The 21,703-nt window shown below is 56.1% G+C and carries 17 protein-coding genes and 1 riboswitch; of the genes, 7 read left to right on the plus strand and 10 right to left on the minus strand.

Translation table 11 applies throughout. The annotated features are described in order from the left end of the window. Window positions 1–46 precede the first annotated feature (46 nt). Window positions 47–1,132, plus strand: a complete 1,086-nt coding sequence (locus tag WMO17_RS02340; RefSeq protein ID WP_207698067.1) for a hypothetical protein — start codon at window positions 47–49, stop codon at window positions 1,130–1,132. 160 nt (window positions 1,133–1,292) lie between these two features. After that, window positions 1,293–3,779: an ATP-dependent DNA helicase gene (locus WMO17_RS02345; RefSeq protein ID WP_154255702.1), complete on the plus strand. Its 2,487-nt coding sequence runs from the start codon at window positions 1,293–1,295 to the stop codon at window positions 3,777–3,779. Window positions 3,780–3,845: 66 nt separating this feature from the next. On the opposite strand, the gene WMO17_RS02350 is transcribed toward WMO17_RS02345, so the two are convergent. From WMO17_RS02350 to glyA, 4 genes are all read right to left on the minus strand, one after another. Further along, on the minus strand, window positions 3,846–4,817 hold the full coding sequence (locus WMO17_RS02350; protein ID WP_005942013.1) for a ketopantoate reductase family protein: 972 nt from the start codon (window positions 4,815–4,817) through the stop codon (window positions 3,846–3,848). Between the two features lie 35 nt (window positions 4,818–4,852). Beyond that, window positions 4,853–5,113 carry a heavy-metal-associated domain-containing protein gene (locus WMO17_RS02355; protein ID WP_044953687.1) on the minus strand — a complete coding sequence of 87 codons (261 nt, stop codon included), beginning with the start codon at window positions 5,111–5,113 and terminating at the stop codon, window positions 4,853–4,855. 270 nt (window positions 5,114–5,383) lie between these two features. Next, a complete protein-coding gene (locus WMO17_RS02360) occupies window positions 5,384–5,899 on the minus strand; it encodes a cob(I)yrinic acid a,c-diamide adenosyltransferase (protein ID WP_097775481.1) in 516 nt (171 codons plus the stop codon). A gap of 101 nt (window positions 5,900–6,000) precedes the next feature. Then, window positions 6,001–7,254 (minus strand): serine hydroxymethyltransferase, encoded by a 1,254-nt coding sequence (glyA, locus tag WMO17_RS02365; RefSeq protein WP_005942005.1) that lies wholly within the window; start codon window positions 7,252–7,254, stop codon window positions 6,001–6,003. Window positions 7,255–7,504: 250 nt separating this feature from the next. Between glyA and WMO17_RS02370 the strand changes: the two genes are divergently transcribed. Genes WMO17_RS02370 through WMO17_RS02380 form a run of 3 tightly spaced genes read left to right on the plus strand, consistent with a single transcriptional unit; the run spans window position 7,505 to window position 9,569 of the window. After that, on the plus strand, window positions 7,505–8,077 hold the full coding sequence (locus WMO17_RS02370) for a 5-formyltetrahydrofolate cyclo-ligase (RefSeq protein WP_207698063.1): 573 nt from the start codon (window positions 7,505–7,507) through the stop codon (window positions 8,075–8,077). Beyond that, a complete protein-coding gene (locus WMO17_RS02375) occupies window positions 8,068–8,703 on the plus strand; it encodes a cyclodeaminase/cyclohydrolase family protein (RefSeq protein ID WP_349137400.1) in 636 nt (211 codons plus the stop codon). The genes WMO17_RS02370 and WMO17_RS02375 overlap by 10 nt, the downstream gene beginning before the upstream one ends. 11 nt (window positions 8,704–8,714) lie before the next feature. After that, on the plus strand, window positions 8,715–9,569 hold the full coding sequence (locus tag WMO17_RS02380) for a bifunctional 5,10-methylenetetrahydrofolate dehydrogenase/5,10-methenyltetrahydrofolate cyclohydrolase (protein ID WP_349137401.1): 855 nt from the start codon (window positions 8,715–8,717) through the stop codon (window positions 9,567–9,569). Between the two features lie 107 nt (window positions 9,570–9,676). Here the strand turns inward: WMO17_RS02380 and WMO17_RS02385 are convergent, their stop codons facing one another. Then, complete coding sequence (locus tag WMO17_RS02385; protein WP_005941994.1) at window positions 9,677–10,630, minus strand: MraY family glycosyltransferase; 954 nt, start codon at window positions 10,628–10,630, stop codon at window positions 9,677–9,679. Window positions 10,631–10,801: 171 nt separating this feature from the next. Between WMO17_RS02385 and WMO17_RS02390 the strand changes: the two genes are divergently transcribed. Further along, window positions 10,802–12,220: an MATE family efflux transporter gene (locus WMO17_RS02390; RefSeq protein WP_097775476.1), complete on the plus strand. Its 1,419-nt coding sequence runs from the start codon at window positions 10,802–10,804 to the stop codon at window positions 12,218–12,220. A gap of 126 nt (window positions 12,221–12,346) precedes the next feature. Here WMO17_RS02390 and WMO17_RS02395 read toward each other — a convergent pair whose 3' ends face one another. Then, window positions 12,347–12,946 carry an ECF transporter S component gene (locus WMO17_RS02395; protein ID WP_005941988.1) on the minus strand — a complete coding sequence of 200 codons (600 nt, stop codon included), beginning with the start codon at window positions 12,944–12,946 and terminating at the stop codon, window positions 12,347–12,349. A 150-nt stretch (window positions 12,947–13,096) separates the two neighbouring features. Continuing rightward, window positions 13,097–13,216, minus strand: a riboswitch (FMN riboswitch). A gap of 168 nt (window positions 13,217–13,384) precedes the next feature. On the opposite strand from WMO17_RS02395, the gene WMO17_RS02400 reads away from it, so the two are divergent. After that, window positions 13,385–14,467 (plus strand): mechanosensitive ion channel family protein, encoded by a 1,083-nt coding sequence (locus WMO17_RS02400; protein ID WP_349137402.1) that lies wholly within the window; start codon window positions 13,385–13,387, stop codon window positions 14,465–14,467. Window positions 14,468–14,704: 237 nt separating this feature from the next. Here WMO17_RS02400 and pta read toward each other — a convergent pair whose 3' ends face one another. The 4 genes from pta to whiA form a co-directional block, all read right to left on the minus strand. Beyond that, complete coding sequence (pta, locus tag WMO17_RS02405) at window positions 14,705–15,730, minus strand: phosphate acetyltransferase (protein ID WP_349137403.1); 1,026 nt, start codon at window positions 15,728–15,730, stop codon at window positions 14,705–14,707. A gap of 381 nt (window positions 15,731–16,111) precedes the next feature. Continuing rightward, window positions 16,112–17,086, minus strand: a complete 975-nt coding sequence (pfkA, locus tag WMO17_RS02410) for a 6-phosphofructokinase (protein ID WP_207698060.1) — start codon at window positions 17,084–17,086, stop codon at window positions 16,112–16,114. A 170-nt stretch (window positions 17,087–17,256) separates the two neighbouring features. Next, entirely contained in the window at window positions 17,257–20,766 is a 3,510-nt protein-coding gene (locus tag WMO17_RS02415) for a DNA polymerase III subunit alpha (protein ID WP_349137404.1), read from the minus strand. Beyond that, entirely contained in the window at window positions 20,763–21,692 is a 930-nt protein-coding gene (whiA, locus tag WMO17_RS02420; protein ID WP_207698058.1) for a DNA-binding protein WhiA, read from the minus strand. The genes WMO17_RS02415 and whiA overlap by 4 nt, the downstream gene beginning before the upstream one ends. Window positions 21,693–21,703 lie beyond the last annotated feature (11 nt).

The raw sequence follows: 21,703 nt of genomic DNA on the forward strand, positions 1-21,703 counted from the left end.
CACCTTCCTTTTGCATACTCTAAAACAAAAAGAGAGGTGTTCGATTATGGAAACTGCACGACATGATTCCATTGATTTCTTTCTGGGTGCCACAACGCCTGCCGGTTTCAAGGGCTATTTTGAACCGCTGCGCCACGAACCCGGTATGCAGATGTACCTAATCAAAAGCGGGCCGGGCTGCGGCAAATCCACCCTGATGAAGCGGCTTGCCCGTGCTGCCGAACAGCGCGGCGAACTGACGCAGCGCATCCACTGTGCCAGCGACCCGGACAGTCTGGACGGCGTGATCCTGCCCGGGCAGCACAGGGCTATCGTGGATGCCACTGCACCCCATGTGGTGGAGCCGGATGCTCCCGGTGCGGACGAAGTGGTGGTGAGTTTGTACCACACCATCGATACAGAAAAGCTGCACCAGTGCACCGATGAGGTCAAGGCGCTGTTTGCCCGCAACGCCCTGCTGCGCAGCCGCGCTGCACGATATATTGCATCGGCAGGCAGCCTTTTGCTGGACAGCCGCCGCGCCGAAGCCTGCAGCGCCAATTTTGACAAGGTGCGCCGTTATGTCAAACGGCTGTGCACCCGGGTGATGCCGCGCACGGAAGGCATTGGCAGCGAAGAGCTGCGCCTGCTTTCCGCCGTCACCCCCAAGGGTGAAATGTTTTATCAGGGCACTGCACAGGCATTGGCGGATAAGTTTATCGTGTTCCGGGATGATTACGGCGCGGTGTCCCGCCTGCTGCTGGAGCTGATTCGTGCCGAAGCCCTGACGCGGGGCTACCACATTATTACCTGTCCATGCGCCATGCACCCGGAGGATAAGATCGACCATATCCTGATCCCGGAGCTGAAGCTTGCCTTCCTGACGGATAATCGCTGGCATCCGGTGCATCTGCCCAGTGTGCAGGCTGTGCGGTGCACCCGCTTCCTTGACAGGGAAAATCTGGCAGCGTACCGGGCACGGCTGCGCTTTAACGAGCGTGCTGCCGCCGAACTGCTGGAACAGGCCAGTGCCCTGATGGCACAGGCCAAGAGCTGCCACGATGAGTTGGAGACCTATTACCGTGCAGCGGTGGATTTTGGCAAAGTGGATGAAGCGGCAGCAGAATGCATGGAGATGTTCGGCCTGAAATAATCAGTTTACGTCGACGAACCGGGAGTTTCTCTGAAGACCGTCCGCTTGGGTGGGACCCTGTTGCCGTGAGGCAATCGGGCGGGCGATGGAATGGCCCGAATCGTGTCTGAAGAGGAATTACCGGTTCGTCAGTGTATCCCAAAAGCGGAGGTGAAATGCTTTGGCAACGGTTCATCTGCCCATCCGGCAGCTGGTGGAATTTCTGCTGCGGACCGGCAGCATTGACAGCCGGTTTACAGGGTTTGACCGTGCACTGGAAGGTGCCCACATCCACCGCAAATTGCAAAAAGCTGCCGGAGACGGCTATCAGGCTGAGGTATTTCTCTCCGTAGAGCGGCAGGCAGAGGGCATCACTTTTACCCTTGAGGGCCGGGCTGACGGCATTTTTACCGATGAGACTGGCACGGTAGTCATTGATGAGATCAAGACCACCGCTGTGCCGCCGGAAGAGATCACTGAGGATATGAACCCCTGCCACTGGGCACAGGGCATGGTGTACGGTGCCATTTATGCCACACAGCAAAGCCTGCCGGAACTGAACGTCCGGCTGACTTATTATCAGATAGACACCGATCAGATCATCCGCTTTATCCGCCGCTTTACGCAGCAGGAGCTGGATGAATTTCTTGACAAATTATTGTGCCAGTATGCTCCGTGGGCGCAGCGCCGGATAGAGTGGGATGTAAAGCGTACTCAGAGCCTTGCGGCACTGCAGTTCCCGTTTGCGCAGTACCGGCCCGGACAGCGGGCTATGGCGGGCGAGATCTACCGCGCCTGCCGCGCTGGCAAGACCGCCGACTGCAAGGGCGGTACGCGGCTGTTCTGTCAGGCTCCTACCGGCATTGGCAAGACCATGAGCGCGCTTTTCCCCGCGCTGAAAGCCATGGGCGAAGGCAACGGAGAAAAGCTGTTCTATCTCACGGCCCGCAACACGACCCAGACTGCCGCCGAGGATGCCTTGACCCGGCTGCATACGGCCCAGCCAGAGCTTGCCCTGCGCAGTGTGACGCTGACCGCCAAGGAAAAGGTCTGCCTGCATCCGGACGCAGAGGGACATCCCGCCTGCCTGCCGGAGCTTTGTCCCTACGCCAACGGCTACTACGACCGCATCAAGGATGCACTGACAGCTCTGCTGGACGGTACCGGCAGCTTTGACCGCGCAGCGCTGGCCGGGGCGGCAAAGCGTTTTTCGGTGTGTCCCTTTGAACTGGGGCTAGACCTGAGCGAGTGGTGCGATGTGGTCATTGGGGATTACAATTACCTGTTCGATCCGGTGGTGCACCTGAAGCGGTTCTTTGATTCTTCCGGCGACTGGTTGTTTTTGGTCGATGAAGCACATAATCTGCCCGACAGAGCCAGAGCAATGTATTCTGCACGCTTTTGTAAAAGCAGCCTGACCGAGGCAAAACGCGCATTGGGCAAGGGCAAAAGTGCTTTAAAGACCGCTCTGACCAAAGCAGACAAAGCCCTGCTGGAAGCCCGGAAAGCCTGCATACAGCTTGCACCCCGGCACAGCAGCCAGACCGATGCCGCAGACCCGGCACAGACCAGTCTTTTGCCTGAAAACACTGCCCCCGCACTGGAACTGCCCGAACCGCTGTATGCACAGGGCAGTACTGTATTTTTGCAGGAGCCGCCCTCTGCCCTGCTCAGTCCGCTGCGGGCCGTACAGGCACCTTTGCAGGACTGGCTGGAAGCGAACCCGGATGCCGAAGTACATGCACAGTTGCTGGAGCTTTATTTTGCTGTACAGGACATCACCCGTGCCGCCGAACGATACGACAGCCACTTTGTCACTCAGCTTACCGTGCACGGCAGAGAGCTTGAATTGCAGCTGCTGTGTCTGGACCCGGCACCTTTTGTGGATGCCAGCCTTGCCGCAGGGCGCAGCGCAGCGCTGTTCAGTGCAACACTGGCTCCGCCCTCGTTCTACCGCAGTGTTCTGGGCTGCAGCGATGCACGTGCCGTCGCACTGGACAGTCCCTTCCCGGCTGAAAATCTGGGGCTGTATTGCCTGCCGAATATCTCTACCCGCTACCGCGACCGCGAAGCCAGCGTGCAGGCAGTTTCGGATGCACTGGCCCGGCTGGTGCAGGCCAGAACGGGAAACTACTTTGCCTTTTTCCCAAGCTACGCATATCTGCGGCAGGTACACGAAGATTTTGCAGCACGTTACCCGGGCATTCGCACCCTTGTGCAGGAAAGCCGGCTGGATGATGCCGCTCGGGCTGAATTTCTGGCTCAGTTTGTGCCGGACCCGGCCGAAACGCTTCTGGGTTTTGGCGTGATGGGCGGCATCTTTGGTGAGGGAGTTGATCTTGCAGGCAGCCGCCTGATCGGGTGCGCCATTGTGGGTGTGGGCCTGCCGCAGGTAAATCCGCAGCAGGAAATGCTGCGCCGTTATTATGACGCACAGAACGGCTTTGGATTTGATTATGCCTACCGCTATCCCGGCATGAACAAGGTACTGCAGGCCGCAGGGCGCGTGATCCGCACGCCGGAAGACAGAGGTGCGGTGCTTTTGCTGGACGACCGGTTTGCCCAGCAGGAATACATCCGGCTGTTCCCTCCTCACTGGCGGCATATCCGCTATCTGCGCAGCTGTGAAGAACTGGCCGCTGCCCTGCAGGACTTCTGGAATAAATGAGACCCAAACAAAAAGGCACTGCCGCACCCAAAACAGGAGCGGCAGTGCCTTTGCTTCTTTTTTGTTTTATTTTGCTGCTTTCCGGTTCTGCTGCAGGCTATCCCACGAGGGCATTTCATTGCGCAGCTTTTCCCACATGGGCATTGCCGTGCCGGTCTGCCTGCGCAGAGCATCGAACGCTTCGTCCAGATACTTCATTTCGGACACTGCGTGCATGGCGTGATCCGAAACGCACAATCTGCCCAGCGATGTTTTTGTCATGGTAAACACCATCGCTTCCATCTTACGGCGGGCCGATGTGCCGGGCTGGAAATTATCGGTGTTGTTGGCATCGTTCACCGGGATGCCCGCATCCTTGAGCATCAGGCAGGCTTCATAGGCGGCATCCAGAATGGCGCCGCGCTGCTGCTTGGTGGCCCGGTGCAGATCGCCGTTGCAGGCATAGCACACATAGCACGCCGGCAGAACGAATGCAATGTGGCACTTGAGCCATTCATCCATATCGCCATAGAAGGTCAGCTTGTATTTTGCACCGTCAAAGGCGGTCTTGAGCCGGGTTCGGAAGGTGCCAGAAAGCGGAGTTGTGGCACCGCCCACCGTCATGCCAGCACTGGCGTACACACTGACCACATGGTCGTGTTCACGGCGGCCTGCCGTGCCCTGAAAGCCGAATGCGATCTTATCCGCCGGGCGCTGCATGAATTCCAGCACCTGCTTTGCCTGCGGGTTGTTGCCCACAAACACAAAATACTGGCTCTTGTTGGCCTTGAGCACAGGAAGCACATCCGGCAGCTGGCCCGCCTGCATGACCACAAAGACGAGATCATAATAATCATCCGGGGCAAGAGTGTCCACGGTTTTGATCCGTTCCGTTGTGGTCTTGCGCTGCACCCAGTGGCGGATGACCAAACCCTTCTGGTCGATCATTTCCTTCCACTCTCCGCGTGCAAGCAGCGTGACAACGTTCTTTTTGTTCTGCATCAGCACATGGGCCAGCTCGCAGCCCAAAACGCCCGCACCGTAAACCAGAATCCTCATCCAGATACGCCTCCCTTATGTGTGTTAAGGTTTGCTTACTTTTTCAAAAACGAGAAAAAGCCTTTTTTCTCGTAAGGTGCACTGCTTACGCCCTTGACCTCATAGCCGGTTGCATTGATGGCATCCCGCAGCTTCTGCTCGTCCAGCGGCTGTTCCGAGTGGATCACCGTCTGGGCTTTTGCCTGCGAGGACGACACCCTTTTTACCTCCGGGAAGGCCTTGCGCACGGCTTCGTTGACATGGCTCTCGCACATGCCGCACATCATACCATCTACTTTTACGATCGTTTCAATCATTTTATTCCCCTCCAGATCTTCTGCGCGCATCGGCCCGTTGACGCAGAATCTGTTAGGAAGCGCTAACCGCAGTTTCAAACAAAACGCCGTCGGGAACTGCCCGGCAGCGGTGCGGAGCGGTTCCCTGTTCTGTGGTGGGTCTGCTCAGAAAATGCACGCATGATTTCTTGCCTTCATCATATCACACCAGTGGGCTAAATGCAAGATGAAAAATACCCCATCCCGGTTTTTGCGCTTTTCACTCATGCACCCGGTATCCTGCTGCCGTGGTCAGTATTCAATGCCCTGCCGGGCGGAAATTCCCCTCTGGTAAGGGTGGCGGTGGCACTTCATCTCCGTGGCATAGTCCGCAGCGTCCAGCATCCACTGTGGCGCAGCATGGGCAGTAAGCACGCATTCCTGCTCTGCCGGGCGTTCCAGCACAGCCTTTTGCAACAGGGCTTTATCCACCATATCCAGTTCCCATGCGCTGCCTGCTTCGTCCAAAATCAGCAGGTCGGCAGGGTCGGCCATGGCAGCTGTGAGGTTCGCATTCTGCAGCTGGCGGGTGGCTTCCTTTTCCGCTTCGTTCATCTGGAACACGAATTTCTGCCCCGCCTTGCCGCGGTACACCTTTGCACCCAGCTGTTCCAGCAGCGGCACCTCGCCGCTTTTGCCGCCTTTGAGGAACTGCAGGATCACCACCCGCTTTCCGCTGCCCATGGCCCGCAAAGCAAGGCCCATGGCAGCGGTGGTCTTGCCCTTGCCATCACCGTAATATAGATGTAACAGCCCTGTACGCTTCATGGTCATTTCTCCTTTTGTCTTTGCGTTTATGGTAACACAAACCCAGCAAAAAAGGAAGAGGAAGCACCCGAAGGCGCTTCCTCTTTCAAACAATGCGATATTTACTGATACAGAGGGAAATCCCGGGTCAGCTTCAGCACACGGTCACTGATCTCGTCCTTCTTCTCGTCGTAGTGCCAGATGCAATCGGCGATGCAGTCGGCGATCACCTTCATCTCGGCCACGCCCATGCCGCGGGTGGTAACAGCCGGGGTGCCCAGACGCACGCCAGAAGTCACGAACGGGCTGCGGGTCTCGCCAGGGACAGTGTTCTTATTGGCGGTGATGTGCACGCTGTCCAGACGTGCTTCCAGCTCCTTGCCGGTGCACTCCTCGTCACGCAGGTCGATCAGCATGAGGTGGTTATCCGTACCGCCGGACACCAGCTTGACACCGCGTGCCTGCAGCTCTGCTGCCAGAGCCTGTGCATTCTCCACGATCTTGCGGGCATATTCCTTGAACTCCGGCTTCAGTGCTTCACCAAAGCAGACAGCTTTTGCGGCGATCACATGCTCCAGCGGGCCGCCCTGGGTGCCGGGGAACACGGCAGAATTGATGCGCTTTGCAAGAATGGGATTGTTGGTCAGGATCAGACCGCCGCGGGGGCCGCGCAGGGTCTTGTGGGTGGTGGTGGTAACAACATCAGCATACGGCACAGGGCTCTGGTGATAGCCGCCTGCCACCAGACCGGCAATGTGGGCCATATCCACCATCAGATATGCACCATAGCCGTGGGCGATCTCAGCGATCTTCTCAAAATCGATGGCACGGGGATATGCAGACGCACCGGCCACGATCAGCTTGGGGCGCACCTTCTTAACCTGCTTTTCCAGCTCAGCATAGTCGATCACGCCGTCGGCATTGACACCGTAAGAGACAAAGTTATAGTTCTTGCCGGACATGTTCACCGGAGAACCGTGGGTCAGATGGCCGCCCTGAGACAGGTCCATGCCCATGACAGTATCGCCCAGATCCAGCAGAGCAAAATAAACTGCCAGATTGGCCTGTGCACCGGAGTGGGGCTGAACATTGGCATATTTTGCGCCGAACAGCTTGCAGGCACGCTCGATGGCAATGTTCTCCACCTCGTCCACATAGACACAGCCGCCATAGTAGCGCTTGCCGGGCAGGCCCTCGGCGTACTTGTTGGTCAGGATGCTGCCCATTGCGGCCATGACGGCGGGAGAGACGATGTTCTCACTGGCGATCAGTTCAATGTTCTGGCGCTGACGGTTCAGCTCGCGATCCATGGCTGCGGCCAACTCCGGATCAACGGTATTGACCAGACCGATGGTGTCCATCATTTCATTGTACATAATATTCTACCCCTCTCAATTTCCGGAGAAAGCCCCGGATCTCTGGATCTCTTCAAGCCACCCTGCTCCGCGCACGAACCGAATTGCTTTCTTTTATCATAGCAGAAAGCTGCAGAATCTTCAACTTCCATTTTGCCAAAAGGCTTGCTTTTTTCGTCTGAAGTGTTTATTATACTTGTATAAAAATGCAGTGTCGTTTTTGTATATTTTTCAAGTCAGTCAACCTTCAGATGAAGCGAGGTGTTCTCTGGTGACGGTCAGTGAAGCAAAGCAGACCCAGCGCAAAGCGGGCCGTGCCGCACGCAAGGCTCTCGGTCCGGAAGAACGCAAGGCTGCAAATGCCGCTTTGTGCGCATTCCTCTGGCAGCTGGCTGCCGTGCAGAATGCGCAGACCATCCTGCTATACGCAGCGTTTGGTTCCGAAGCCGACCTTTCTGCCCTTGCGGAAAAGGCACAGGCGCAAGGCAAAACGCTGGCCTATCCGGTGTGCGGCGAGGCGTATTCCCTTACAGCCGCTGTGCCCGGCCCGGACGGCTGGGAGATGGGACAGTACGGCATCCGCACCCCCATCCTGAGCCGGTCGGAGATTCTGCTGCCGGAAGCGCTGGATCTGGTCCTTGTACCCTGCACGGCTTTTGATGCAGACTGCTTCCGGGTCGGCATGGGCAAGGGCTATTACGACCGGTATCTTCCACGCTGCAAAAACGCGGTGAAGATCGGCATTGCATTTGAGGCACAGCGGGTGGAACATGCTGCCGTAGACGAGCACGACCAGCGGCTGGATGCCTATGTAACAGAGAGGGGTATTTACAAATGGAAATGACTAAGCTGAGCTGTGAGAAATTTCTCGCAGAGCTGGCCAGCAAAGCCCCCACGCCGGGCGGCGGCGGAACGGCGGCGCTGGTGGGTGCTGCCGGTGTAGCGCTGGGCAATATGGTGGGCAACCTGACCACCGGCAAAAAGAAATATGCCGCCGTGGAAGCAGACATTCAGGCCCTGAACACAAAGGCCGCTGCCCTGCGCAAAGAGCTGGAGGCGCTGGTGCAGGCCGATGCCGATGCCTTTGCACCGCTGGCTGCGGCCTACGGCCTGCCCAAGGACACACCAGAGCAGGCTGCACACAAAGCCGCCGTGCTGGAAAAGGCGCTGGATGCTGCCTGTGCTGTGCCACTTGAGGTCATGGAAAAGTGCGCCGAGGGCATTGCTCTGGTGGAAGAATACGCCGCCAAGGGCAGCGTGATGGCCGTCTCGGACGCAGGCTGTGCAGCCGCTCTGTGCAAGGCAGCCTTGCAGGCCGCAAGCCTGAATGTGTTCATCAACACAAAGCTGATGGCAGACCGTGAGCGCGCTGCTGCGTTGGACGCAAAAACAGACAAACTGCTGGATGAATTTGTGTCGCTGGCAGACGCTGTTTTTGCATCCGTGACGAACAAATTGCGGAATAAGTGAGGAAAAGTATTATGGCAACGATTTTGAAGGGCGCACCCGTTGTAGCCGCTATGAACGAACGCAATGCGGCGCTATGTGAGCAGCTCAAGGCAAAAGGCATCACTCCCACGCTGGCCGTGGTGCGTGTGGGTGAGCGGGAGGACGACCTCTCCTACGAGCGCGGCGTGATCGCCCGCTGCGGCAAGGTGGGTGTGGAGGTAAAGCAGTTTCTTCTGCCCGCCGATGCTTCGCAGGACGATCTGCTGAAGGTGATCGCCGAGGTGAACGCAGAGGATACCATCCACGGATGCCTGCTGTTCCGTCCGCTGCCCAAGCAGTTCAATGACCGCACTGTGCGTGCGGCGCTGGCTTCGGAAAAGGACATTGACGGCATCACGGACGATTCTCTGGCCGGTGTGTTCACGAATACCGATCTCGGCTATGCTCCCTGCACCGCGCAGGCCTGCCTTGAGATCCTGAAGTATTACAACATTCCGCTTTCCGGCAGGCGCGCTGTCGTAGTGGGCCGCAGCCTTGTGGTAGGCAAGCCCGCAGCCATGATGCTGGACCGCGAGAACGCCACCGTGACCATCTGCAATTCCCGCACGCAAAACCTGCCCGCCATCTGCAAGGAAGCAGATGTGGTAGTAGTGGCCATGGGCAAGATGGGTGCCGTGGGTGCCGACTGCCTGCGTGAGGGCCAGACCGTGGTAGACGTGGGCATCCATGTGAACGAAAAGGGCAAGCTGTGCGGTGACGTAAAGTTCAGCGAAGCAGAGCCGGTAGTGGATGCCATCACGCCGGTACCCGGCGGTGTGGGCACTGTGACCACCTCGGTGCTGGTGGGCCATGTCGTGCAGGCTGCAGCAAAAAAGGCCGGGCTGTAACGAATGATAGAACTATAAAATAAAAGACGCTTGATACACTGCCGTATGCTTCCCTGCCGGGAAAACATATTCAGACAAGACCAAGCGTCTTTTTTGATTGCTATATTTTAACCGCGGACAATGAGCAGCAGCAAAGCCGAAGCCACACACTGCATGATCAGCCAGCGGGCCACCACCTGCTCGTCGCTCCAGCCCTTATTCTTGCGGGCGTGGTCGTGCAAAGGGGTGCGGGTGTTCTTGAGGATGGAAATGTGCAAAAAGCGCTTCAGGCTGATCTTCAGGATGCCCAGACTGCCATCCACGATGAACACGATGGCTGCCAGCAGGAAGGCAAACGGATGGCCGCACTTAAGGGACAGCATTGCGATAAAGAAGCCCATTGCGCGGCTGCCGGCATCGCCCATCAGCAGGCTGGACGGCTTTGCGTTGGACCACAGATAGGCCAGCAGCGCGCCCATGAACACAACGCCTGCGGTGCCGTACTCGGCCAGCTCTGTTTTATAGGCCAGCAGGTAGGTGCCGATGGTCACCACTGCAACACTTGCCGAAAGGCCGTCCACGCCGTCGGTGCAGTTGACCACATTGATGCTGGTCCAGATCAGAATAACGATCAGCAGCAGGTACACAGCATACGGCAGAGTGAAACTCCACTGCAGGAAATTCACACCGCAGCCGTTGAAGTTGAGGTAGGTCACACCTGCAACAATGGCAATGGCAAAATCAATGATACCCTTTTTATACTCGTTCCATGCAGTTTCAGCAGCATCGTCAAAGTAGCCGGACAGCATGGATGCAATGAGCAGGATGGTGTAGATGACGTATTCCACCTTGAACGGCAGGAATGCCAGCGATACCAGTGCGATGCACAGCACGAAGATCAGGCCGGAACCACGGGCCTTACCCTTGGAAAGCGCACCGTTCACCGCAAACTCGCGGCCATGGTCGTGCGGAAGCTTATCGTGAAAAACGGAGTCCATCAAAGCCGTAAGGGCAAACGCCAGCAGGAATGCCAGAGCATCGACACCGCGCTGTCCTACGACCGAAAGCAGTGATTCGATCATATTCAAAGTTCCTCTTTCTTTTATGTTTGTGAGAGAAGTGTATCACGCTATCCATAAAAAATCAATCATTCCCGGAGAAAAATCCACGTTTGATTGACTTTCTGCAGCACCGCACTTATAATAGTATATCAGTCTGTCGAAAAAGTTATTGTTTCTATAAAAGGAGAACTCATGTCCATCTCTCTTGAGCAGCTTTCGGCGCAGATGCGCCGGGGCGAACAGGTGCCGCTGCGGCACACCATGCAGGTGGTGCTCACACTGAGCATCCCATCCATCCTCCAGCAGATCGTGGTAACTGCGGTGGAGTACATCGACGCAGCCATGGTGGGGCATATCGGTGCATCTGCTACGGCATCCATTGGCATCGTCAGTTCCAGCACGTGGCTCATGCATGGAATGCTGGCCGGTCTATATATGTCCTTTGCCATTCAGGTGGCACAGTATCTGGGTGCAGACCGGCAGGACGATGCACGCGGTGTATTGCGCCAATCTATGATCTTCAACCTTGTGGTGGGCCTTGCAGCTGCGGCCTTCGGCATTGGCATCAGCCGCTTTCTGCCCGGATGGCTGGGTGCCGACCCTTCCCTGCAGGCGGATGCTTCGGCCTACTTTGCCATCTGGTCGGCTTCCCTGCCCTTTTTGATGATCATGGGAACCTACTCTTCCATGCTGCGTTCCTCCGGCGATGCCCTGACACCGGGCCTTATCAGCGTGCTGACCTGCGTGCTGGATGTGATCTTTAACTTCTGCCTTATCAATCCCACCCGTGAGATGGTGGTGTTTGGCCGCACAATGACCGTCTGGGGCCTTGGCTGGGGGGTACCGGGCGCAGCACTGGGCACCGCCCTTGCTACCGCTATCAGCGGTGTGCTGACCCTTGCCATCCTGCTGCTACGGGACGGCCCGCTGTGCATCCGCAAGCCCGGCTCCTGGCACATTACCAAAGCCTGCCTGCAGAACCTGTGGAAGGTAGGCGCACCGCTGGCCGCAGAGCGTGCAGTTCTTTCCTCGGCGCAGGTGCTGCTCATCCGCATCGTATCCGGCCTTGGCACCACCGCCATTGCTGCCAACAGTCTGGGTGTGAGCGCCGAAAGCCTGTGCTACATGGCAGGCTATGGCATTCAGGATGCATCCCTTGCACTGGTGGGGCAGGCCGTGGGCGCAAACCGTCGGGATATGGCAAAAAACTTTGCCTGGCTGTGCACCGGCATGGGCATAGGCATCATGGCGCTGACCGGTGTTGGCATGTACATTTTTGCGCCAAACCTGATGGGTATTTTCACCGCAGATGCGGCAGTTATTGCGCTGGGCGCACAGGTGCTGCGCATTGAAGCACTGGCCGAACCGATGTTCGGTGCCAGTATCGTTGCCAGCGGTGCCATGCAGGGTGCCGGAGACAGCACGGGATGCTTTGTGCTGAACCTTGTCAGCATGTGGGGCATCCGGCTCACGCTGGCTTCCCTGCTGGCTCCGCATTTTGGGCTGGTGGGCGTATGGATGGCCATGAGCTTTGAGCTGACCATGCGCGGTGTGCTGTTCCTTGTGCGGCTGGTACGCGGCAGATGGCTGGACAAAGGGGCATTAGCCTGATCGACCGCTGGCGGATATATTTTCCTCTAAATAACAGCTCCCCGGCCGGGAACCGCACTGCGGGACCTGACCGGGGAGTTTTGCTGTGGTTATATGATTTGAGAAGAAGAAAAGATGGAGAACAAGTTACTTTCTGCCGTGCAGGATGGGAGACAGCGGCTTGTAGATCAGCATGCACAGCACTGCATCCAGCAGGCCTTTGACCAGCGTGAAGGGCATATTGAAGATGACAAGGCACTTGATGAGGCTGTCTGCAGAAGGCAGGATAGCCTGATACATGCCGAGGATGGCTTCCAGCGGCATGTGGTAGAACTGCACATAGGCCGGATAGGTGATGAAGTAGTTGGACGGTACGCTGAACACAGCCATGGCTGCAGCGCCTGCAATAGCACCAATGATGGCGGTCTTGCGGCTCTTGTGGTGCTTATAGATAACGCCTGCCACAGCGGAGAAAACCGCACCCAGCATGAAGTTGCACAGCTCGCCCACGCATGCAGTGGAAGTGCCCTTGATAACGATGTGCAGCAGGTTCTTCATAAAGCTGATGACCACACCGTACACCGGGCCGAGAGCAAAGGCACCCAGCAGAGCCGGCAGGTCAGAAAAGTCCATCTTGACGAAGGACGGGATGAGCATCGGAATGGGAAACTCAATGAACATCAGGATAAAGGCCACCGCACTGAGCATGGCGGCAACAGTAAGATTGTGAGTCGTGCTTTTTTTCATGGTAATGATCCTTCCCGGGGTAAGATGCCCCTTACAAAAATTGTTCCGAAAGCTCTTTTCGTATCTTGTTTTTTGGAACGGGAAGGACAAATAGAAAAGCGCCCTGCTGCAACAAAAACACTGCAACAGGGCGCGTAGACAACGATTTGCCTGCCGTTTCTTGCATCCGGACTATACCGTTGGTCCCGGAGTTGCACCGGGTCAGCACCCTTGCGGGTGGTCGCGGACTTTACCGCCAGTGGGGAATCTCACCCCGCCCTGAAACGAACTTTCTGGCACAAAGTATAGCGTGGCAGGCCCAGCTTGTCAAGAGGGCATCTTAAAATTTGTGCAAAAAATGTCAAAGTAATTCTTTCAAGCTCCCTTCTCTGTAAGCTCTTGCCCGGGTGGGTGCGGTATGGTATCATAGATGGGTCGTATAAAATTCAGGAGGTTATCATGATCTTTTCTATTCGTGATCTTTCGTTTGAGTTTGGCTCTGTGCTGCTGGAGGGCTGGTTTGCACTGGCTGCGCGCGCAGGGTGCGCGCTGCTCATTCTGCTTGCCGCATGGCTGGTACGCCGCTGGCTGAGCAAAAAGGGCATTCCGGCACTGCTGGCCCGCAAGTGGCACTTTAACGGCACTCCCATCCTGCTGCGCAGCTTTGCGGTACCCATCCAGCGCATGTGCACTGCGGTTGGCGTATATCTGGCGGCAGCTTCCCTGCCCTGGGCCATTCCCGGCATTGCCAAGCTGCTGTTGGTCTGCTTCCGCCTTGTCATGACCCTGCTGGTCTGCGAGGGCCTGTATGCGGCATCGGATCTGGCCGACCTGCTGCTGGCTTCCTGCAGCCCGGAGATCCGCTCCAACAAAACACTCTGCTCTTTGCTGGACACCGCTTACAAGGTGCTGGTGATCGTGCTGTGCGTGGCAGCGTTGGCACAAGAAGTGGGCTTTCCCATCGGCAGCATTGTCGCCGGTGCCGGTCTGGTTGGTCTGACCATCTCGCTGGCCGCACAGGAAAGCGCCAGCAACCTGTTTTCCGGCATCGTGATTCTGCTGGACAAGCCCTTCTCGGTGGGCGACTGGATCACTGTGGGCGATGTGGAAGGCGAAGTGATCGACATCAACTTCCGTTCCACCCGCATCCGCTCGCTGGATAAAACCATCAATGTGGTGACGAACAGTAAGATCTGCTCTTCCACCGTGCAGAACGCCGCCCTGCGCACCATGCGGCCCTACAAGTTCAATCTGGGTGTCACCTATGGCACCACCCGCCCGAAGCTGGAACAGCTGATGAAAGACTTGCAGACCATGCTGGACGCAAGCCCTTACACCAACAAGGATACCAACATCGTACAGCTTGCAAACTTTGGCGATTCCAGCATCAACATTCTGGTCTCCGCCTACCTGCTGACCAACGCCTACGCGGAATTTTTGCAGATGCAGAACGACCTGAACCTGAACATTATGGACATCATGCAGGCCGACGGTGTGGATTTTGCGTTCCCCTCCACCAGCGTGTATATCGAAAAGAACTGAGCAAACCTGTAAAGGGGCTGTTGCAAAATAGCGCCAACGAAAAGCGGAAAACAAAAATCTCATCTTTTCCCTCAAAAAGAGTAGAATTTTTCGGAACTGAAAATGCAAAAAGCTGAGCACCTGCTTTTTCACAGATGCTCAGCTTTTCTATACTCATTTTTTGAAATCTGCCTTTGAGGCCTCAACATTCTGCCCGTTTTGTACGGTGAATGCGGCGGCTATTTTCAATCAGTCAGCTCAAGACTGGCAGGCAGTGATCAGGCTCATCTTGTAGACCTCGTCGGCGTTGCAACCACGGGACAGGTCGTTGATGGGAGCGTTCAGACCCTGCAGGATGGGGCCGTAAGCTGCATAACCACCCAGACGCTGAGCGATCTTATAGCCGATGTTGCCGGCCTCGATGCAGGGGAAGATGAAGGTGTTGGCCTGACCAGCCACCTTGCTGCCCTTGCACTTGACCTGTGCAACTTCGGGAGCAACGGCAGCGTCAAACTGCAGCTCACCGTCCACAGCCAACTCGGGATCCATTTCCTGAGCCTTGATCACAGCGTCATGGCTCAAAGCAACGGTGCCGCCCTTGCCGGAGCCCTTGGTGGAGAAGCTCAGCACAGCAACCTTCGGATCGATGCCGAACAACTTTGCGGTCTTAGCGGTCTCAATAGCAACCTCAGCAAGCTTTGCAGAAGCGGCGACCTTGACCTCGCCGGTAGCCTTATCAATGGTATCGGTATAGTCGATGTTAACAGCGCAGTCGCCCATGGCAATGCGCTTCAGGCCCTCTTCACCGCAGTCACGGTCCAGAATGAAGCAGGAGCTGACCAGATGTGCGCCCTTCTTGGTCTTGACCAGCTGCAGAGCGGGACGAATGGTGTCGGCAGTGGAGTAAGTAGCGCCGCCCAGCAGGCAATCAGCCTTGCCCATCTTCACCAGCATGGTGCCGAAGTAGTTGGACTTCTTCAGCAGCGCGGTGCACTCCTCAGCGGTCTGCTTGCCCTTGCGCAGCTCCACCATGGTGTTGACCATCTCATCGAAACCGGCATAGTTCTCGGGGTCGATGATCTCGGCAGCGGAAATATCAAAGTTACCGGCGGCAGCAGCAGCCTTGCACTCAGCCTCGTTGCCCACCATGACGACCTTCAGCACGCCCTCGGCCAGCAGCTTTGCAGCGGCCTCCAGAATGCGGGGATCATTGCCCTCGGTGAAAACGATCGTCTTGGGATTTGCCTTCAGCTGTGCTACCAGCGGTGCAAACATATCAGCCATTGTGATTACCTCCGAATTTACTTTCCAATATTCACATCCAGATATCTGTTGGACACAAGGATGCCTTTCTCTTTTATTCTAGCACATACGGCAAAAAGTTCAAGACAAAATTGGCTTTTTGTGCTACAATTTTTGCTTCACGCATCATCGTTATTTTCCTGCCAAAGTAGTAAAACACGCCCTGCGTATTCCTTCACAATTTCCCGTAAACCACCTTCCACAAATTTCAATTTTAAGCTATGCACTTTTCATTCACGATTTTTCTTTTTTAAAATGCAGAAAGTTCCAGTTAGCTTATATATTTTTTACGTTAAAACGCAAAAAAGAGCCATCCTCCCGATTTTTCGAGAGAACAGCTCCATAGTATTGGCTTTATAAATATCAGATAGAAATGGTGTTTGCCACGTCCAGCAGCACCGGGTCAAGCGTCTTGGTCATTTCAAGAGCTTCATCCACAGGGTAATCCACCAGCTTTTCGCCCTTCATGCCGACGATGCGGTTATACTTGCCCTGCTCCAGCAGGCACACGGCATGGTAGCCCATTGCAGAAGCGTTCACACGGTCACGCAGAGTGGGAGAACCACCGCGCTGGACATGGCCCAGAATGGTGGCGCGGGAGTCGATGCCGGTGCGTGCCTGAATCTCGTTTGCGATTTCCTGTGCATGGCCGACACCCTCGGCAACAATAATAATGAAGTGACGCTTGCCGGTCTTCTGAGTCTCAGCGATTTTATCCAGAATATCACGCTGCATGTCAAATTCCTTCTCCGGCAGTAGAACAGCCATAGCGCCGGAAGCAATTGCAACATTCAGAGCAATATAACCGGCGTTGCGGCCCATGACCTCGACCACACTGCAGCGGTCGTGGCTCTGGGTGGTATCGCGCAGCTTGTCGATCATCTCCAGCGCAGTATTCATGGCGGTATCGTAGCCAATGGTGTAATCGGTGCAGGAAATATCGTTGTCAATCGTGCCGGGCAGACCGATCATCGGAATGCCGCGGTGGGCCAGCTCACGAGCGCCGCGGTAAGAACCGTCGCCGCCAATGACCACCAGCGCATCAATGCCCAGTTCGCGGCACTTCTCTGCACCCTTGTCCTGACCTTCCTTGGTCTTGAATTCCAGACAGCGGGCGGTATACAGAATGGTACCGCCTGCAGAGATGATGTTCGACACACTGCGCAGGTTCATCTCAAAGCATTCGCCGTTCAGCAGGCCATTGTAGCCACGCTGAATGCCGATCATGCGGTAACCCTTATGCAGGCCGGTACGGACTACGGCGCGCACGGCAGCGTTCATGCCAGGAGCATCACCACCGCTCGTCAATACGCCAATCGTTTTGATCTGCTTTTCCATACGAGAGTTTCCCTCCAATTTGTTTCTTCATTTACCCAATGGTATCACAGCGTTCTCCGTTTTAACGCTGTCCAAAGCACTTCATTTGCCTTGAATCATTATAACACAAACGCCTTATTTTGGAAACAGCCATCCCGCCGGATTTGCGTTAAGATTCGTGCACGGAAATGTCATTTTGTTGCAATGTTGTCCGTTCCGACCAGCCTTTCCAGCTCTTTGAACAGCAGCGGATGGCCGGATGCGTACAGATGGCGCGGCACACGCAGATACTGCTTGGTATCGGTCAGATACAGGAGCACCGGCATATCCCCATCAAAAATGCCAAGCAGATTGACCACCTTTGCATATTCCCTGCTGCTGCGGGAAGGCACACGGATATACAGCTTCTTTGCTGCCGTTTTCATCGGGTCCGGCCTGCCGTTATCCAGTCGGGCCGGATCGTAATTATCGATCGGGACGATGCTCTCTGCCAGCAGCTTGGAAGCTTCATCCTCCCGTACCGACAGTCTGCCATCGATCACGACGACTGCATTTTCGTGCAGTGAATCCCGGAAAGCATCCAGCACCTTTGGGAATACGATCACTTCCATGGTGCCGGTCAGATCTTCTACGCTGGTAAAAGCCATCATGCTGTTGGACTTTGTGGTCATCATGCGGCTTTTTACCACCGCGCACACAATGCGCACTTTTTCTCCATCCTTCACATGGGCATCTTCCCCTGTAAGATCCTTGATGGTGTGGGATGCAATGCGTGCCGATTGTTCCCGGTAAGCATCCAGCGGATGACCGGACAGATACAGGCCGCTGACTTCCTTTTCCTGCTGGAGCAGTTCCTTATGGCTGTATTCCGGCAGCTGCTTTATTTCATAGTTATCCTCGGAAGCACCGCCCTGTGCTTCCCCGCTCATCACCGAGAACAGATCCAGCTGTCCATCCAGATTGCGCCGAGAGTCGGTCTCAATGCTCTTCAGAATGCCCTCTACGGCCTCCACATGGCTGTGGCGGTTGTTGCCCAGATGATCGAATGCGCCGGCCTTGATGAGGCACTCCACTGCCCGGCGGTTCAGTTCATTGCCATGCATCCGCTTGCAGAAATCGTACAGGCTGGTGTAAGGCTTATTCTGCCGCCCCTTCACCACATTCTCGATCAGGTTGCGGCCCACATTTTTGACCGCATTCAGGCCAAAGCGGATCTGACCGCTTCCATCCGCCGTAAAGCCGCCGTTGGAAACATTCACATCCGGCGGCAGCACCTTGATGCCAAGGCGGGCACACTCGCCGGAATATTCAATGACCTTATCCGTGTTATCCAGCACACTGGTCAGCAAAGCCGCCATGAACTCACTGGGATAATGGCACTTGAGGTAGGCCGTCTGGAATGCCACATAGGCATAGCAGGCCGCATGGCTCTTATTGAACGCATATGAAGCGAAACTGGACATTTCATCGTAGATCTCATTGGCCACTTTCTCAGAGATGCCGTTTGCCACACAGCCGGGGCATTCGTTGCCGGGATCGGTGCAGCCGTACACAAAGTGCTCCCGCTCGGCCTCCATGACGGCATGTTTCTTTTTGCTCATGGCACGGCGGACATTGTCTGCCTGACCAAAAGAAAAACCTGCCAGCTCCCGGAAGATCTGCATGACCTGCTCCTGATAGACGATGCAGCCATTGGTCACATCCAGAATGTGGGCCAGCTGTGGGGTCTTATAGCTGATTTTGTCCGGCTCGTGGCGGTTGCGCAGGTAGGTGGGGATCGAATCCATGGGGCCGGGACGGTACAGGCTGATCAGAGCGATAATGTCTTCTAGGTTCTGCGGCTGCAGGCCCACAAGCACCTGCTTCATGCCGGAAGATTCCAGCTGGAACACACCCTCGGTGTCTCCCTGTCCCAGCATCCTGTAGGTATCCGGGTCGTCGTAATCCAGCTTCTGGATGGAGAACTCCGGGTGGTGCTTCTGCACAGCAGTTTCCGCGTCATGAATGACGGTCAGCGTGCGCAGGCCCAGAAAGTCCATCTTCAAAAGGCCAAGTTCTTCGATCTCGGTCATGTTGAACTGGGTCACAGGCAGGCCGTCGTTGGTGGCCAGCGGCAGATAGTAGTCCGTAGGCTCCGGGGTAATGACGACACCCGCCGCATGGGTGGAAGCATGGCGGGGCATGCCCTCCACCTTCAAGGCCGTGTCGATCAGCTCTGTGACCTGCGGGTCGGTATCGTACATCCGCTTAAGTTCCGGCGATACCTCCAACGCACGCTTCAGCGTCATTTTCAGCTCCATGGGCACCTGCTTTGCCACAACATCTACCTGCTGATACGGAATGCCCATCACGCGGCCCACATCGCGGATGGCGTTGCGGGCGGCCATGGTGCCAAAGGTGACGATCTGAGCCACATGGTCGGCACCATATTTCCGGTTGACGTAATCGATCACTTCCTGACGGCGCTCGTAGCAGAAGTCCACATCAAAATCTGGCATACTGACGCGCTCCGGGTTCAGGAAGCGCTCAAAGATCAGGTTATAACGGATGGGGTCGATATCCGTGATGCCCACGCTGTAAGCCGCAATGCTGCCTGCGCCGGAGCCACGGCCCGGGCCTACCGGGATACCCTGACTCTTGGCGTAGTTCACGTAGTCCCACACGATAAGATAGTAGTTCGTGTAGCCCATCTTTTTGACCACGCCGATCTCGTATTCCAGACGGTCTTTGTTGGCCTGCGGAACATTGGGGCCGTAGCGGCGCTCCAGACCTTCCCAGCAGAGCTTTTCAAAAAACGCCTGATTATCCATACCGTTCGGCGCTTTGTAATATGGAATTTTAGTGTGTCCAAAATCAAAATCAAAGTTACACTGTTCGGCAATTTTGGCGGTATTCTCGCAGGCTTCCGGCACCATGGAGAACAGCTCGTACATTTCGTCTGTCGTTTTGACATAGAACTCGTCGGTCTGGAACTCCATTTTATCCGCATCCTGAATGGTCTTGCCGGTCTGGATGCAGAGCAGGATGCCCTGCATTTTGGCATCCTCCTTGCGCAGATAGTGGGAGTCGTTGGTGGCTGCCATGGGAATGCCGGTCTCCCGTGCAAGCTTGATGAGCTGCGGCAGCACAGTATTATCCTCTTCCAGACCATGGTCCTGAAGCTCGATATAATAGTTTCCCTCGCCGAAGAGGTCTCGATACCACAGCGCTGCTGCTTTGGCGCGCTCATAATCGCCCGCCAGAATGGCCTGCGGAACTTCGCCTGCCAAACAGGCCGACAGGCAGATCAGACCTTCGTGATATTTTTCCAGCAGTTCCTTATCAATGCGGGGCTTGGAATAAAAGCCCTCCACAAAGGCGGCCGACACCATTTTGATCAGGTTTTTGTAGCCGGTCTCATTTTTGCACAGCAGGATCAGGTGGTTGTTGCCGTCGATCTTATTTACCTTGTCAAAGCGGGTGCGGGTGGCCACATACACCTCACAGCCGATGATGGGCTTGATGCCAGCCTTTTTTGCAGCCTTATAAAATTGCACGCAGCCGTACATCACGCCGTGGTCGGTGCAGGCAATGGCGGTCTGTCCGCACTCTTTTACGCGATCCATCAGCTGGTCAATGCGGCAGGCACCATCCAGCAGGCTGTACTCTGTGTGGATGTGCAGATGGACAAAAGGCCGGGTATTGGGTAATGCTTCGCTCATGCTTTTGCCTCCTGTTCCAGATTCTGCCGCAGCGTTTCGGCCAATGCCTCCAGCTTCTTCATCCGGTGCGACAGGCCGGATTTGCTCACGGGCGGCTCAAAGCAGCCGCACAGCGCTGTGAGCGAAAGATCCGGGTACTGCATCCGCTTGGCAGCGGCTTCCTGCAGTACCTCCGGCAGAGTGCTAAGGGCATCCTGCTCTTCCAGAAAGCGGATGGCCTTCAGCGTCTGCGCATTGGCACGGGCCGTTTTGCCAAGGTTTGCCGTATCACAGTTGGTCTGTCGGTTGGTCTGGTTGCGCACCTGTTTGAAGGCTTTTTGTGCATGCATTTCCTCTGCAGCGTTTCCAGCGCCCATAAAGCTGAGCAGCCGTTCCACATTGGCCCCGGTCTTGACGTAGATCAGGTTCACGCCGTTGCGGCGGGTGCGGTGCGGTGCAAACTCATGCTCTGCCAGCAGCGCTTCAAAGTCCCGTGCCAGATTGGTGCGGGAGGTAAGAAATTCCAGATTATATTCTTTCTGCGGATCAATGACCGTTCCACTGCACAAAAAAGCTGCGCCAATGTACGCACTGACGCAGGTCTGACAGCGGATAAGGCGGGGATCGATCTGCAGGCTGGTCTCGCTGCCCGTGGTGCCGAACAGCTCGTGCACCCGGGCCACCTGCTCCGGCGCGCGAATGTTGAACTCATACAGCACGCCGCTGGGTCGCTGCTTGTGCAGGATCTCGCCCTGCACGCCGCAGCGTGCGAACAGCTGCTGGGCAGCCTGCACCGTCTCCTGCTGCTCGGTCTGCACCACCAGACCCTTTGCATCAAAATATTTGGCAAAGCACGCAATGCCATAAGCTGCCGCACGCACACAGCAATCCTTCTGGATACTGCGCTGCGCGATCTCCTCCCGCGCGCGGGATGCAAAACTACTCATACTTCCTCGAA

This window comes from Faecalibacterium faecis (genome assembly GCF_040096475.1).
GTDB classification, from domain to species: Bacteria; Bacillota; Clostridia; order Oscillospirales; family Ruminococcaceae; genus Faecalibacterium; species Faecalibacterium taiwanense.

Coding starts and splice junctions, on each gene's coding strand:
- WMO17_RS02395 (WP_005941988.1), bottom strand. CDS start 12,946: ATGAAAAAAAGCACGACTCACAATCTTACTGTTGCCGCCATGCTCAGT.
- WMO17_RS02400 (WP_349137402.1), top strand. CDS start 13,385: ATGATCTTTTCTATTCGTGATCTTTCGTTTGAGTTTGGCTCTGTGCTG.
- pta (WP_349137403.1), bottom strand. CDS start 15,730: ATGGCTGATATGTTTGCACCGCTGGTAGCACAGCTGAAGGCAAATCCC.
- glyA (WP_005942005.1), bottom strand. CDS start 7,254: ATGTACAATGAAATGATGGACACCATCGGTCTGGTCAATACCGTTGAT.
- WMO17_RS02375 (WP_349137400.1), top strand. CDS start 8,068: ATGGAAATGACTAAGCTGAGCTGTGAGAAATTTCTCGCAGAGCTGGCC.
- WMO17_RS02340 (WP_207698067.1), top strand. CDS start 47: ATGGAAACTGCACGACATGATTCCATTGATTTCTTTCTGGGTGCCACA.
- pfkA (WP_207698060.1), bottom strand. CDS start 17,086: ATGGAAAAGCAGATCAAAACGATTGGCGTATTGACGAGCGGTGGTGAT.
- WMO17_RS02415 (WP_349137404.1), bottom strand. CDS start 20,766: ATGAGCGAAGCATTACCCAATACCCGGCCTTTTGTCCATCTGCACATC.
- WMO17_RS02385 (WP_005941994.1), bottom strand. CDS start 10,630: ATGATCGAATCACTGCTTTCGGTCGTAGGACAGCGCGGTGTCGATGCT.
- WMO17_RS02380 (WP_349137401.1), top strand. CDS start 8,715: ATGGCAACGATTTTGAAGGGCGCACCCGTTGTAGCCGCTATGAACGAA.
- WMO17_RS02355 (WP_044953687.1), bottom strand. CDS start 5,113: ATGATTGAAACGATCGTAAAAGTAGATGGTATGATGTGCGGCATGTGC.
- WMO17_RS02360 (WP_097775481.1), bottom strand. CDS start 5,899: ATGAAGCGTACAGGGCTGTTACATCTATATTACGGTGATGGCAAGGGC.
- WMO17_RS02390 (WP_097775476.1), top strand. CDS start 10,802: ATGTCCATCTCTCTTGAGCAGCTTTCGGCGCAGATGCGCCGGGGCGAA.
- WMO17_RS02350 (WP_005942013.1), bottom strand. CDS start 4,817: ATGAGGATTCTGGTTTACGGTGCGGGCGTTTTGGGCTGCGAGCTGGCC.
- whiA (WP_207698058.1), bottom strand. CDS start 21,692: ATGAGTAGTTTTGCATCCCGCGCGCGGGAGGAGATCGCGCAGCGCAGT.